Source organism: Hymenobacter sp. NBH84 (assembly GCF_014217645.1).
GTDB classification, from domain to species: domain Bacteria; phylum Bacteroidota; class Bacteroidia; order Cytophagales; family Hymenobacteraceae; genus Hymenobacter; species Hymenobacter profundi.
In genome coordinates this window covers 2943394-2956933 of the sequence record NZ_CP043644.1, presented here as the reverse complement: position 1 = coordinate 2956933, position 13540 = coordinate 2943394, and the positions used below count along the sequence as shown (strand labels likewise).

Annotated in this window: 13 protein-coding genes; 4 read left to right on the top strand and 9 right to left on the bottom strand. The window is 58.1% G+C overall.

Annotated elements, in window-relative coordinates:
* Nucleotides 1–4 precede the first annotated feature (4 nt).
* Together F1C16_RS12345 and F1C16_RS12340 are read right to left on the bottom strand one after the other, a co-directional pair.
* A complete protein-coding gene (locus F1C16_RS12345) occupies nucleotides 5–1198 on the bottom strand; it encodes a proline dehydrogenase family protein (protein WP_185280953.1) in 1194 nt (397 codons plus the stop codon).
* Nucleotides 1199–1325: 127 nt separating this feature from the next.
* The gene (locus F1C16_RS12340; RefSeq protein WP_185280952.1) at nucleotides 1326–1775 is read right to left on the bottom strand and encodes a hypothetical protein; all 450 of its coding nucleotides are present in this window, start codon (nucleotides 1773–1775) and stop codon (nucleotides 1326–1328) included.
* A 141-nt stretch (nucleotides 1776–1916) separates the two neighbouring features.
* Here F1C16_RS12340 and aroB point away from each other — a divergent pair, with 141 nt between their 5' ends.
* The gene (gene aroB / locus F1C16_RS12335) at nucleotides 1917–2963 is read left to right on the top strand and encodes a 3-dehydroquinate synthase (protein ID WP_185280951.1); all 1047 of its coding nucleotides are present in this window, start codon (nucleotides 1917–1919) and stop codon (nucleotides 2961–2963) included.
* A gap of 96 nt (nucleotides 2964–3059) precedes the next feature.
* Complete coding sequence (locus F1C16_RS12330) at nucleotides 3060–4292, top strand: 3-phosphoshikimate 1-carboxyvinyltransferase (protein WP_258048892.1); 1233 nt, start codon at nucleotides 3060–3062, stop codon at nucleotides 4290–4292.
* Between the two features lie 165 nt (nucleotides 4293–4457).
* Here the strand turns inward: F1C16_RS12330 and F1C16_RS12325 are convergent, their stop codons facing one another.
* The 7 genes from F1C16_RS12325 to F1C16_RS12295 form a co-directional block, all read right to left on the bottom strand.
* Nucleotides 4458–4871, bottom strand: coding sequence for a response regulator transcription factor (locus F1C16_RS12325; protein WP_185280950.1), 414 nt, complete (start codon nucleotides 4869–4871; stop codon nucleotides 4458–4460).
* Nucleotides 4834–5679, bottom strand: a complete 846-nt coding sequence (locus F1C16_RS12320) for a sensor histidine kinase (RefSeq protein WP_185280949.1) — start codon at nucleotides 5677–5679, stop codon at nucleotides 4834–4836. The genes F1C16_RS12325 and F1C16_RS12320 overlap by 38 nt, the downstream gene beginning before the upstream one ends.
* Nucleotides 5680–5772: 93 nt before the next feature.
* Nucleotides 5773–6498: a hypothetical protein gene (locus F1C16_RS12315; RefSeq protein ID WP_185280948.1), complete on the bottom strand. Its 726-nt coding sequence runs from the start codon at nucleotides 6496–6498 to the stop codon at nucleotides 5773–5775.
* A 9-nt stretch (nucleotides 6499–6507) separates the two neighbouring features.
* A complete protein-coding gene (locus tag F1C16_RS12310) occupies nucleotides 6508–6915 on the bottom strand; it encodes a hypothetical protein (protein WP_185280947.1) in 408 nt (135 codons plus the stop codon).
* Nucleotides 6916–7022: 107 nt separating this feature from the next.
* Nucleotides 7023–7241 (bottom strand): exodeoxyribonuclease VII small subunit, encoded by a 219-nt coding sequence (gene xseB, locus F1C16_RS12305; RefSeq protein ID WP_258048891.1) that lies wholly within the window; start codon nucleotides 7239–7241, stop codon nucleotides 7023–7025.
* A gap of 55 nt (nucleotides 7242–7296) precedes the next feature.
* Nucleotides 7297–8511: an exodeoxyribonuclease VII large subunit gene (gene xseA / locus F1C16_RS12300; RefSeq protein ID WP_185280946.1), complete on the bottom strand. Its 1215-nt coding sequence runs from the start codon at nucleotides 8509–8511 to the stop codon at nucleotides 7297–7299.
* Nucleotides 8426–8833, bottom strand: coding sequence for an exodeoxyribonuclease VII large subunit (locus F1C16_RS12295; protein ID WP_185280945.1), 408 nt, complete (start codon nucleotides 8831–8833; stop codon nucleotides 8426–8428). Before F1C16_RS12295 ends, xseA begins: the two co-directional genes overlap by 86 nt.
* Nucleotides 8834–9002: 169 nt before the next feature.
* On the opposite strand from F1C16_RS12295, the gene F1C16_RS12290 reads away from it, so the two are divergent.
* Together F1C16_RS12290 and F1C16_RS12285 are read left to right on the top strand one after the other, a co-directional pair.
* Nucleotides 9003–11129: a M13 family metallopeptidase gene (locus tag F1C16_RS12290; RefSeq protein WP_185280944.1), complete on the top strand. Its 2127-nt coding sequence runs from the start codon at nucleotides 9003–9005 to the stop codon at nucleotides 11127–11129.
* A gap of 271 nt (nucleotides 11130–11400) precedes the next feature.
* Nucleotides 11401–13512, top strand: a complete 2112-nt coding sequence (locus tag F1C16_RS12285) for a M13 family metallopeptidase (RefSeq protein WP_185280943.1) — start codon at nucleotides 11401–11403, stop codon at nucleotides 13510–13512.
* Nucleotides 13513–13540 lie beyond the last annotated feature (28 nt).

Genomic DNA, 13540 nt, shown 5'->3' with positions numbered 1-13540 from the left:
CTACTTAAACAGACATCCGCCGACGAGCTATTTCCTTTTGAATCAATAAGAACTCGCGGCTGCTTTGCCCAGCAATGGCGGTGTTTTCATCAGCACGACGGAGGAGGTAGGGCATCACGGCGGCTACCGGACCGTAGGGCACGTATTTGGCCGTGTTGTAGCCCGCATGTGCTAGGTTATACGTAAGATTATCGCTCATGCCGTAGAGCTGGGCAAACCACACGCGGGTGTCGTTGGGCGCAATGCGGCGAGCCTGCATCAGCTCCGTGAGTAGAAGGGAGCTGGCTTCGTTGTGGGTACCGGCACACAGGCTGATGCGGTCGATGTGGTCGACGCAGTAGCGGAGAGCATCATCGTAGAGCTGGTCGGTGGCCGTTTTGGTAGGGTTGATGGGGTTGGCATAGCCACGCTGGGCAGCCGTACGGCCTTCTTTTTCCATGTAAGCACCCCGTACCAGCTTGCCACCCAGGTAGTAGCCTTCGGCTTTTGCAGTAACGTAGGCTTGTTGTAGTGCTTCCAGCCGGTCGTGGCGGTAGAGCTGGTAGGTATTCCAGACGATAGCCGACTCGCGGTTGTACTTCGCCATCATCTCATACGTCAGCGCATCAATGGTATCCTGAAACCAACTCTCTTCCGCATCAATGAACACGCGCACTCCGTGGCGATGCGCCAGGCTACAAATGGCATCAACGCGGGCGTGGGCACGCTCGTAGCTGGCCTGCTCGGCGGGCGTGAGGGGCTTGCCGGCCTGCTTCTTCTCCAGGATGGCGCTATGGGCTACCCCCGTCACTTTAAAAACCGAAAACGGGATGTGCTTGGAGCGGTGCGCCAACTCAATGGTTGCCAGCAGCTCGTCGCGGGTACGGTCAAAGCTACGGTCGTCGCCTTCGCCCTCCACCGAGTAGTCGAGAATGGTGCCGATGTTGTAGCGACCCAGTTCCTCAATCACCGGCTTGCATTCCTGAATGGTTTCGCCTCCACAAAACTGCGAGAAAATGCTATGCTTCACCAAGAACTTGACGGCGGGGATATGCCACCGCAGGGCCGTTTTCATCAGCGAGCCGCCCGCTTTCACGGTGGCCGGACTATTCATGGCCGCAAATAGGGCGTAAGTCTTGCGCAGGTCCGCATCCGACTTGGCGGCAAAGGCAACAGCAGTGTCCTCGAATGAAACGGGTGGAGCTTGGGTAACAGGCATAAGAAGGCGAATCGGGAGTAAAACAGCGAAAAGGCCATTTTCGCAGGGCGAAGATAACTTTTTTAACACCGTTTCTTCCACCATAGTTGCACCTGCTTAGGGGCATCTTGGCCAGCCGCTGCTAGTGCTATTGGGTAGGGTAGGAAACGGTATTTCCCGCCACAGACGAGACCGGCCGTTTGCGGGCAAACAGGTGCCCCCGGCCCTCCGCGTCTGTATCGCGCAGGTAGAGGCGGTTGCCTACAACCGTATAGAACTGGTGCGCCCGGTAGCCGTGGTACACAATTAGTTGCTTGCGGTGGCTGCGGCGGCGCAGGGTAAACTGCGCGGCGCCAGTCATAGAGTTGTCTTGGTAGAAACGGGCCCGGCCACGCCGGTCAAATTCTACGGCGCTGGTATGGCCTACCAGGGCAGGTGTCAGCTTCAGAGAGTCTGTAGGCAGGGTAGTTTCCACCCATTCCCAGCGGCCTACCAATTGGTCTTCCACACCCGCCACCGAATCTCGGCTACAACCTGTTGTGAATAAGCTGCCCACACAAAGAAGCACAGCGCCACCTTTTTGGTATAGAACATTCATAGATAGATACTTAAATAACGTAGTAAAAGCCCCGCACTAGTATGATTCGATAAAGCCGCGAAAGGTTGCAGCAAATCACGCTATTTTTACCGAAGTCCTTGCGGATTCTGTGCAAAAAATCTACCAGAAAATTCAATAGCCGTGGCTGCTTCTCTTTCCATTGGACCTAATTCGTTGCCCGAGCTGGCTACCCTGCTGGCTCGCCCTGCCGTGGGGCAGGTAGTTGTAGTGACGGACGACAATACGCAACGCCTATGCTATCCCATTCTGCGCCCCTACCTGCCCGAAGAACACAGCGTGGTGATGCTGCCGACAGGAGAGGAATTCAAGACGCTTAGTAGCTGCGAGTTGGTGTGGAACGAACTTACGACGCAGCGCGCCGACCGGTTTGCTGTGGTCGTGAACCTGGGTGGCGGCGTGGTCACGGATTTGGGTGGCTTCAGCGCGGCACTCTACAAGCGTGGGGTTCGGTTTGTGCAGGTGCCTACTACCCTGCTGGCGCAGGTAGATGCCAGCGTAGGGGGCAAGACGGGCGTTGACTATCAGGGATTTAAAAACCACATTGGCGTATTTCAGGAGCCGGCGGGTGTGTTCATCGATCCGCAGTTCCTGCAAACACTCGACCCGCGGCAGCTGAAATCGGGTTACGCGGAGATTGTGAAGCACTGGCTAATTGCCGACGCTGAGGCCTTTGCCGCTGGGCGCTACACGGGCCTATTCGTGGAGGACTGGACGCCGGTTATCCGAGCTTCGGTGGCTACCAAGGAAGCCATTGTGGCGCAAGACCCGCTGGAAAGCGGGCTGCGCAAGATCCTGAACTTTGGCCATACGGTAGGCCACGCCCTGGAAAGCTACCTGCTCACGCAGCCCGGCCGCGAGATTCTGCACGGCGAGGCCGTGGCCGCGGGTATGGTCTGCGAAAGCTGGCTATCAGTTCAGAAAGGTCTTCTCAGCCCCGAGGAACTGGATAAGATTGAAACGTTCTTGTTCTCGATTTACGAGAAGGTGCCGTTCGTGACATTAGAGACGGAGGCCATTGCTGACTATGCCCGTCAGGACAAGAAAAACGCCGGGACCACCATCAATTGCACATTGCTAGAAGCCATTGGCCGCGCTGTATACGACCAGCCCATTACGATGCAGGATGTAACGGATTCGCTCCGTTATTATCAGAAAATAGCCCAATAGCTACAAGGTTTGCTTCCTGTGCTGAAGCGTTAACACAAAGCACAAAAGTGTAACTGCCAACCCTATTCGACCTTTCACACCTAATCTGCACATCCTTTGTCTACTACCCTCACCTGGTCGGGCCAGCCCCTGAGTGGCACGGCGCAGCTGCCGGCTTCTAAAAGCGAAAGTAATCGTGCCCTTATCATTCGAGCGCTGGCAGGCGGCGGCCAGCTCGACAACCTATCCGATGCCAACGATACGCAGCTGATGCAGCGCCTACTGGCCAACCCCGCGGCCACTGAGTTTGACGCGGAAGATGCCGGTACGGTGATGCGCTTCCTGACCGCCTACCTCGCCGCGACCGATAGCCACGGCCTGCTCACGGGCACCGCCCGGATGCAGGAACGGCCCATTAAGGTGCTGGTAGACGCACTGCGCGAATTAGGAGCCACCATCAGCTACGAAAACCAGGAGGGCTACCCACCGCTTCGCCTAGAAGGCTGGCAAACGACTACCACTAACGAAGAAGAAATACCGGAGCTAGCCGTACGCGGCGACATTAGCAGCCAGTATATCTCGGCTTTGCTGATGATTGCGCCCACGCTCCCGCACGGTTTGCTCTTGCGCATGACCGGCAAGGTCGGCTCGCGTCCCTACATCCGGATGACCCAGGCGCTGATGCAGCACTTCGGGGCCGACTGCCGCGACTTGGGCAGCGTGCTGCAAGTGCGCCCACAGGCGTACCAACCTGCCGACTACACCATTGAAAGCGACTGGTCGGCGGCGAGCTACTGGTATGCCATGGTAGCCTTGGGGCCGCAGGGCTCGGAAGTTACATTGCCGGGCTTGCGGGAATATTCCTTGCAGGGCGATCAGGCCATTGTGGGCATTATGGCGCAGTTGGGCGTTGCTACCGAGTACGTAGCCGATGGTGTACGCCTCACCCAGATTCCGCCGGCAACGGCGGCCGCACAGGACTTCACCGACTGCCCCGACTTGGCTCAAACTGTGGCCGTAGTAGCCGCCGCCCTAGACGTACCGTTCGACATGACGGGTCTGGAAAGCCTACGCATCAAAGAAACCGACCGCATTGCCGCGCTGCAAACCGAGCTAGCGAAGTTTGGCGGGGCGCTGACGGATGTAGGCGACGGCCGGTTCCGGGTGTCCTCCACCGATTTTAAGGTAGGGGGCCAGTCGGTGGCTACCTACCACGACCACCGTATGGCCATGGCATTTGCCCCGCTAGCCATGCGCGGAGCCCTTACAGTAGAAGCGCCGCAAGTGGTGCGCAAGTCTTACCCCCAGTTCTGGGTCGAGTTGCAAAAAGCGGGTTTCGAGGTGCAATAGAGACGCATATTTGCGTCTTGTCGTTGAACAATCGGGTGGCAAATGTTTAACGATGAGACGCAAACATGCGTTCCTACTGTTTAGGCAACCCTGATGTCGTGTTAACCTTACCTCAACCTCAGCAACGACGAGACACAAGATGTTGTGTCTCTACCCCAGGGTGAGTTACTTGTACAGCACCTGCGAGGAGGCCTCGTTGCCATTTCGCATCACCGTGCGGATGGCGCTTTGTACTTGTTCGGGGTCGGCGTTTTTGAGTAGGTAGCCGTGGGCGCCCTCAGCGCGTAAGCTCTCAATCAGGTCCGGCTCGTCGTGCATTGAGATGATGATAACGCGCACGTGCGGGTATTGGGCGCGTAGCAGGCGGGTGGTCTGGAGGCCATCGAGGTTGGGCATTTGCAAGTCCATCAGGACCACATCGGGCACCAGGCCCTGATCGAAATGCTCTAGTAACTCCTCCCCGTCACCAGCTTCAAACAGCACCTCCATCCCCGCAAAACCGCTGAGCAGCGCGTGTAGACCTTTCCGAAATAATATATGATCATCGACCACCGCCAGGCGAATAGGGGTGTTGCTCATAGGTGGTGACAGGAATAACAGGATCGGAAGCAAGATACTCAAGGGGTAGGGAAATCCAAACCCTGCTGCCCATGCCCGGTGACGATTCATGTTGCAACATACCTCGCAATACGGCTACCCTGCTGCGTAGGTTGGTGAAACCCAGTCCTATACGCGCCCCCACGGCCGGCTGAGCCTCTACCAGCGCCGGATCGAAGCCCACGCCGTTATCAATATATTGGATGGAAAGCGAGTCGGGGCCGAAGTTGACGGTGATGTCGATGTTGGCGGCCTGAGCGTGGCGCAGGCCGTTGCCGAGCAGTTCCTGCACCACGCGGTAGATAATCAGCTCCTGTTGGGCCGAGAGTCGGCGCGGCTGCCCGTGCTGGGTAATCACCACCCGGGTAGGGCCGTCGGCAGGTACGGTGCGGGCCAGGGCTTCGAGGGCAAAGGGTAGGCCGAACTTTTGCAGGGTAGCGGGCAGCAGGTTGCGCGAAATGCGGCGTACTTCGCCAATCACCTGGTCCAGCAAATCGGTGGCGTCGCGCGTGAGGTCGGGGCGGGACAGGGCGTTCAGGTGCATCTTCACGATGGCCAGGGTAGTGCCTACCCCATCGTGCAGCTCGCCCGCAATGCGGCGACGCTCTTCTTCCTGGGCCAGCAAGGCTGCTTCCAGGGCCTGCTGTTGGGCAGTGTCTTCCACGGCACGCATCTGCTCCTGCTGCCGAAACAGCCGCCGCTGGTAACGAATTACAAAGACGATGATGCCACCCGAAAGTAGCATCAGCAACGGCGTAATCAGAACCAGAGGGAGTAACGATTCGGGCATAGCAACACTGAAAGGCGGCTATAGGCCCGACGGGCTGTGCCTGCTACGAAGATATGTATTTTCCCGGCGCGCTGGTACTATGGTGCGGCTGCGTTACTTGGCCGGAATGCTGCGCGGCCGCCAGCGCCACCGCAACCACTCGGGCAGCGCCTGCCGGGGCGACCGATCCAACGGAAACCGGGCAAACATTAGCGCTTGAAACATAGCCGCTACCCCTGCCGAGAGGATAAACGGTATTTGGATGACAAAATCAAACTGATCAATATTATAACGTTGCACATACAACACAATAATGGCCATCACTAATGGAGCAGAGTAGAAAATAAGCACACTAATAGATAGCAGAAACTCGGGCCGTTTTTCTATATCTGGCACGGCCTCTTCCGTTAATAATAAAATATAATATAAAGAGTATGTGATAACCAGTAAGTTTCCGAAAGTGCGGGCATAAATGTTTGTTTCCTTCATCAAGCCATGCCAAAACATAGCATCAGCAAAGGCAATACAAAGAAAAATGATATAACCTATTTGTACTATTCGGCGGAAAGCAGGCTGGGGAATGAGTCGATAAAATGCTTGCGACAGGAAGCCAATTTCCAGAATAGAAGTAAGGTGAAAGCAGAAGATGTTGTTGTGTAGATATACACGACCATAACGGCCCAAATACCACACGGACAGTAAACCAATGATATAGTAGAGGCTTGGGCGGAAAGCATACGGTATATTCCGTAGCCGAGGTAGGGCTACGGCTAGAGGCACTAAAGCAAATGCTTCAGCCTCCGAGACTATTCCGTATAAGAAAGAATCCCACCATGGCATGGCAGTAAATTATTGAATCAATGGACTATCGTTGGAACAGTGTTTGGGGCAGGTTAATCCATTATCCAGCACCGGATCAGCCACGGAGCCATCTTCACATTTGCTTACATCCAGCAGGTCGTTGCCGTGCTTATCGACGGCTACTAGCACCACGCGGCGGCGGTTGGTGGTGGTGGTAGAGTCGGTATCGTCGATGCCCTGGTAGATGCGGATGCCCACGCAACGCTTGCCCCAGCGCTTCATGAGCTTTTTGAGGGCTTTGCGGCCGAAAAAGGTAGCGTAAGTAGGCTCCTGGGCTACGCCGTCTTCGTCAAACTCGGGGTGTTCTTGTTGATACTTCTTGGTCCATTTGGCGGCCGTATCCAACGGGATAGGGCTACCTACTGAAGGACTATAGGGAGAGGTAGCATTGGACATGGTGAAGCGGCAAATTAAGTGTGGTAGACAGAACGTTCTTCAAATATACACGTCTTCCTATGTCTGCCAAGCAAGTGCACAGGTAGCTGCTCTGCTTGCTCGCGCTGCTAGTCCTCGTCTACTTCATCGTCCTCTTCGTCCAGGTTCTCGAACACCTGATCAATGGTTGACTCGATGCCGCGTAGCTTCTGCTTGCACAAGCGAATCAGTTCGGCGGAGCGTTGTACCTGGGCCGTGAGGTCGTCCACGTCTACGCTGTCGGTTTCGAGCGTGCGCAGGATGGTTTCCAGTTCCTCAATAGCTTGGCGATAGGTCTGGTCAGACACGGTTGAATAATTAAGAATTAGGAATTAAAAATTGGGGAAGGAATAGTGTGGGCGGTCATTCCTTCGGGTGGTGAGTGGCGCGCGGGGCCGTAAGACGGGCATACCACTCGGCGGAGGGTAGGCGCAGCAGTACAGCTGTGCCCGCGCTCAGCTCCTCGGGCAACAAGGGCGCGCCCGAAGGCCGCAGCAACTCCACCGCATTGGGTAGGGTAGAGGGGGCTACCTCTTCCGCGCCGGCAGCGGCCACGCGGTAGGCCGTGGCCTGAGCTAGGCGTAGCTCGGCGCGGTGTAGCAGCCGCTCGGAGGCTAGTTGCACGTGGTAGCGGTGGTGCACCAGTTGCTCCGAGCGCCGACGGTGTAGGCGCCGGAAGCGTCGGGCGAGGCGGTAGCCCAGCATCCGGAGCCGTAGCTGCTGCCCCGCCAGGGCGCGGGCTGTGGCACGAGGTAGGCGCTGGCGCACCCGGGCCAGCGCACGGTGTTGCTGGCGCAGCTCGGTGCGAGCAATGGTAGCGGCTTGGCGAGTGCGCTGCTGCAAGTTGGTGCGGTGCTGGCGAAGCTGCTGCTGCGCCGTGTCGCGAATGGTGAAGGCGTGGCGGCGCAAGTGGCGCTCCTGGTCGCGTACCTGCTCCTGGGCTAGCTCCCGGATGCGGCCAGCGTAGCCGCTCAACACTGCATCGAGGCGAGCCAGGCGCTCAATCAGGAAGACGGCCGTGGCGGTAGGGGTTTTCAGGCTGAGGTGGGCCGTGAGGTCCAGCACAGCTTCGTCGCGCTCGTGCCCGATGCCGGTGAGCACGGGTAGAGGAAAGCTGCCCACGGCCGCCGCCAGCCCGAAATCATCGAAGGCTAGCAAATCGGTTTTGGAGCCGCCGCCGCGGATAATCACCACCACATCGAACTGCCGGCGCTGTGGCCGCACGGCATCTAGCGCCGCCCGAATGCTGGCGGGCGCCTCCTGGCCCTGCATCGAAGCAGCAAACAGCGTTACCTCAAACGCATACGGCGCCTCGCGCAGCTGTTGCATAAAGTCCTGCAAGCCCGCCGCCGTGGGCGACGAAATAACGGCCAGCCGTTGCGGCGCCAGGGGTAGGGTTAATCGTTGCTGACGCTCCAGCAAATCCTGTGCAGCTAGTTTTTGGATGGTTTCGCGGCGCTGGCGGGCCAAGTCGCCTACCGTGTAGCTAGGGTCAAGGGCTACCACATCCAGCGAAAGGCCGTACTGCTCGTGAAACTTCACCTGCACGCGCAGCATCACCTTGAGCCCTACCTGCAACTCCTGGCCGGTGTGCTCGGCAAAAAACCGGCGCCAACTGCTGGTAGCGCTGGCTCCAGATGGTGGCGCGGGCCTGAGCCTTTAGCTCGGCGCCGCGGCCAGTGGTGTGCTGGTCGGTGAGCACGAGGTAGCAGTGGGCGCCGTCGTAGCGAGGGAGGGTAAGGTCGGCAATTTCGGCCACCACCCAGTACGATTCCGCAAACCGCTCGCTCAGGGCTTGGCGCACCCGCGTGAGCAACTCCCCCAAGGGAAGGGCTACCAGCGGCCGGCCAGCAGAAGCGGGCAAACCAGAGTCAGAACGACGGTTGTAGAGCGGTGGCATTCGTGCAAGATACGCAATTTGGACGGCGTCAGATAGCATGCAACGCTGGCTGTAGGGTAGTGTCTTATGGAGAATAACTTGTATTTTGGGCGATGCACTACATTGTTCTTACTCGAACGATGGTAGGCCTAGACATCTTTCTGCTACTACCAAACCTGTTCTCTTGCGCATGAAAAATTATAATACCCTGACGCTGGCGACCCTGGCGGCAGCGGGCTTGCTTTCCGCCGGTTGTAATTCTTCCAAAACCACCACGGCCACTACTGCTACCGCTGACACGACCACGGCCAGTACCGCCACGGCCATGACCGCCGCCGCCGACGCACCCAAAGGCATAGGCATCGACGTGAATAACCTCGATAAATCGGCTAACCCCTGCGACGATTTCTATGAGTTTGCCTCTGGCAACTGGGTAAAGAACAACCCGATTCCGGATGCGGAGTCGCGCTGGGGCTCCTTCAACGAGCTGGCTAACAAGAACAACGCCACCACTCGCCAGATTTTGCAGGAGGCCGCCGCCAATACCACGGCCGCCAAGGGTAGCAACGCCCAGAAGGTAGGCGACTTCTACGCTTCGGGTATGGACTCGGTGGCCATCGACAAAGCCGGGCTGAAATATTTGCAGCCCGAGCTGAACAAGATTGCTGCCGTGAAGGACCAGAAAAGCCTGCAACTGGAAATTGCCCGCCAGCAGACGCTGGGTACCGGACCCTTGTTTCGGGCTGGGGTAGGGCAGGACCGCAAGAACAGTTCAGTGTACGCCGTGAACCTGAACCAGGGCGGCCTCACCATGCCCGACCGCGACTACTACCTTAAGGACGATGGCCGTTCCAAAACCGTGCGTAACGCCTACGTAAACTACCTCACCAACACCTTCAAGCTGCTGGGCGACAGCGAGGCTACGGCCGCCAAAAACGCCCAAACGGTGCTGGCGCTGGAAACCAAGCTCGCCAAGGCCAGCAAGAGCCGCGTGGAGCTGCGCGACCCCTACGCCAACTACAATAAGATGCCGCTGGCGGAGTTTAACCAAAAATACCCTAACATCGCCCTACCCACCCTGCTCAAGCAAAACGGCCTGGGCGCGGCTCAAGAGGTGATTGTGGGTCAGCCGGCTTTCTTTCAGGAGGTGAATGGGCTGATGAAATCGACTCCGCTGGCCGATATGAAAACCTACCTGCGTTGGCAGTTGGTATCGTCGCTGACCTCGGCTTTGCCGAAAGCGTACGGCGACGAAGCCTTCCGCTACACGCAGGTGCTGAGTGGCGCCAAGCAGCAGCAGCCCCGCTGGAAGCGCATGGGTGCCGCCACTGATGGCACGCTGGGCGAAGCCTTTGGCCAGCTGTATGTCGACAAGGCTTTCTCGCCCGAAGCCAAGGCCAAGGCCCTGGAAATGGTGAACAACCTGAAAGCGTCGTTTGCCGAGCACATTCAGCAGAACACCTGGATGAGCGCGCCTACCAAGGCCGAGGCCCTGAAAAAGCTGAACGCCTTCACCGTGAAAATCGGCTACCCCGATAAGTGGAAAGATTATTCTACCCTGAATATCTCGCGCGACTCCTACCTGAACAACGTGCTGGCCGCGCGCAAATGGAACTACGCCCGCAACGTGGAGAAATACGGCAAGTCGATTGACCGCACCGAATGGGGCATGACGCCGCCCACGGTGAATGCCTATTATAGCCCGTCGATGAACGAAATCGTGTTCCCGGCCGGCATCATGCAGCCTCCCTTCTTCGACCCCAAAGCCGATGACGCGGTGAATTACGGCGGCATGGGCGCCGTGATTGGGCACGAAATGACCCACGGCTTCGACGACCAAGGCCGCCAATTCGACGCCGCCGGTAACTTGCGCGACTGGTGGACCAAGGAGGACGCTGAGAAGTTCACTCAGCGCGCTACGCTGGTGGGCAACCAGTATTCGGCCTTCTCGCCGCTGGATTCGGTGTACGTGAACGGCAAGCTCACCATGGGCGAAAACCTGGCCGACCTGGGCGGGCTGAACCTGGCCTACACGGCCCTGCAAAAGCAGCTCGATAAGAAATATGGTAACAGCCCGCGCCCGCAATACGACGGCTTCTCGCCCGAGCAGCGCTTCTTCCTGGCCTGGGCGCAAATCTGGCGTTCCAACTCGCGCCCCGAGGCGCTGCGCCAGCAGGTACTCACCGATCCGCATTCGCCGGGTATGTTCCGCACGGTAGGGCCGCTGCAAAACATGCCGGAGTTCTACGAGGCGTTCGGGTGCAAGCAAGGTTCTAAAATGATGCGCGCCGAGAACGTGCGGGCTAAAATCTGGTAGGCGGAACGGTGACTAGTGTTTCGTGAAACCGTCCTGCTGAGCCTGTCGAAGCATCTCTACTGGGAGTACTTTCTAACGATTACAACGAAACGGTAGAAATGCCCCGACAAGCTCAGCAGGACGTGCTTTAAAAATGGAGAAGGCAGCCCACAGGCTGCCTTTTTTGCGTTGCGGGCACCAGATAGTACAAAACACCTGTTGGGTAGGAGCACAGGATTTCCTCCGTATCTTGCTTCTCCAATTCCCATTTTTTCTCCTTTTTCTACTACCTATGAAGAACCGAAATAGCCTGACGCTGGCCGTAGTGGCCGCCGCCGGGCTGACGCTGGCGGGCTGTAGCTCGTCGAAATCGACTACTACGGCCACTGATACGGCTGCCGCAACCACTACCCCTACCGCTACGGCTACCACCCAAGCCGATGCGCCCAAAGGAGTTGGCCTGAACGTGGCCAACATTGACCAATCAGCCAATCCTTGCGACAACTTCTTTCAGTTTGCCTCGGGTAGCTGGCTGAAGAACAACCCCATTCCGGATGCGGAGTCACGCTGGGGCTCGTTCAACGAGTTGGCCGATAAGAACAACGCCGTGATGCGGCAGATTTTGGACGAAGCCGCAGCCAACACCACGGCCGCCAAGGGTAGCAATGCCCAGAAGGTAGGCGACTACTACGCCTCGGCCATGGACTCGGTGGCGATTGACAAGGCAGGCCTGAAATACTTGCAGCCCGAGCTGAATAAGATTGCCGCCGTGAAGGACATGAAGAGTTTGCAGGCTGAAATTGCCCGCGAGCAGACCATCGGCACCGGCGCATTCTATTACAGCGGGGTAGGGCAGGACGATAAAATTAGCTCGCAGTATGCCGTGAGCCTGTACCAAGGCGGCCTTTCCCTACCCGACCGCGACTACTACCTCAAGGACGATGCACGCTCCAAGAGCATCCGCACGGCCTACGTAAACTACCTCACCAACACCTTTAAGCTGTTGGGCGACTCGCCGGCTGTAGCCGCGAAGAATGCCCAAACGGTGCTTGCGTTCGAAACCAAGTTGGCCCAGGCCAGCCGCACCCGCGTGGCCCTGCGCGACCCCTACGCCAACTACAACAAGATGACGCTGGCACAGGTGCAGAAGCAGTACCCCAACCTGAATGTGGCCGGCGCCCTCAAGCAAAACGGCCTGAGTGCGGCCCAGGAGGTGATTGTAGGTCAGCCTGATTTCTTCAAGGCCGAAAACGCCCTGCTGAAGTCGACCCCACTGGCCGACCTGAAAACCTACATGCGCTGGCACCTGACCACCTCGCTGACCTCGGCCCTACCCAAGTCGTTTGGGGATGAGTCGTTTGCCTTCTCGAAGGTGCTGAGCGGCGCCAAGCAGCAGCAGCCCCGCTGGAAGCGCATGCTCCGCGCCACCGACGGTGCCCTAGGCGAAGCCTTCGGCCAGCTGTATGTAGATAAGGCCTTTTCGCCCGAAGCCAAAGCCAAGGCCAAGCAGATGGTGGAAAACCTGCGCGCCGCCTTCGCCGAGCACATCCAGAACCTGGATTGGATGAGCGCTGCTACCAAAGAGCAGGCCCTCAAGAAGCTGAATGCTTTCAGCGTAAAAATCGGCTACCCCGACAAGTGGAAGGACTACTCGGCCCTGACCATCTCACGCGAGTCGTACCTGAACAATGTGCTGGCCGCCCGCCAGTGGGCCTATAAGGACAACGTGGGTCACTACGGCAAGCCAATTGACCGCACGGAGTGGGGCATGACGCCGCCTACGGTGAATGCCTACTATAACCCACCGATGAACGAAATCGTGTTCCCGGCCGGTATCATGCAGCCTCCCTTCTTCGACCCGAAGGCTGACGACGCGGTGAACTACGGCGGCATGGGCGCCGTGATTGGACACGAAATGACCCACGGCTTCGACGACCAGGGCCGCCAATACGATTCCGAGGGCAACCTCAAAGACTGGTGGACCAAGGAAGACGCCGAGAAATTCACCCAGCGCGCTGACTTGGTAGACAAACAGTACTCGGCCTTCTCGCCGCTGGACTCAGTGTTTGTAAACGGTAAGCTGACGATGGGCGAAAACCTGGCCGACATCGGCGGCCTGAACATCGCCTACACGGCCCTGCAAAAAGCCATTGCCGGCAAGAACGTGCCCAACTACGACGGCTACACGCCTCAGCAGCGCTTCTTCTTGGCGTGGGCGCAGATCTGGCGTACCAACGCCCGCCCTGAGTACCTGCGCCAGCAGGTGATGACCGACCCGCACTCCCCGGCCCAGTTCCGTACCGAAGGACCGTTGCAGAACATGCCGCAGTTCTACGAGGCGTTCGGCTGCAAGCAGGACGCCAAGATGGTTCGCGCCGAAAACGTGCGTGCCCGTATTTGGTAGTCGCACTCGTGCTGACACAAAAAGCCCT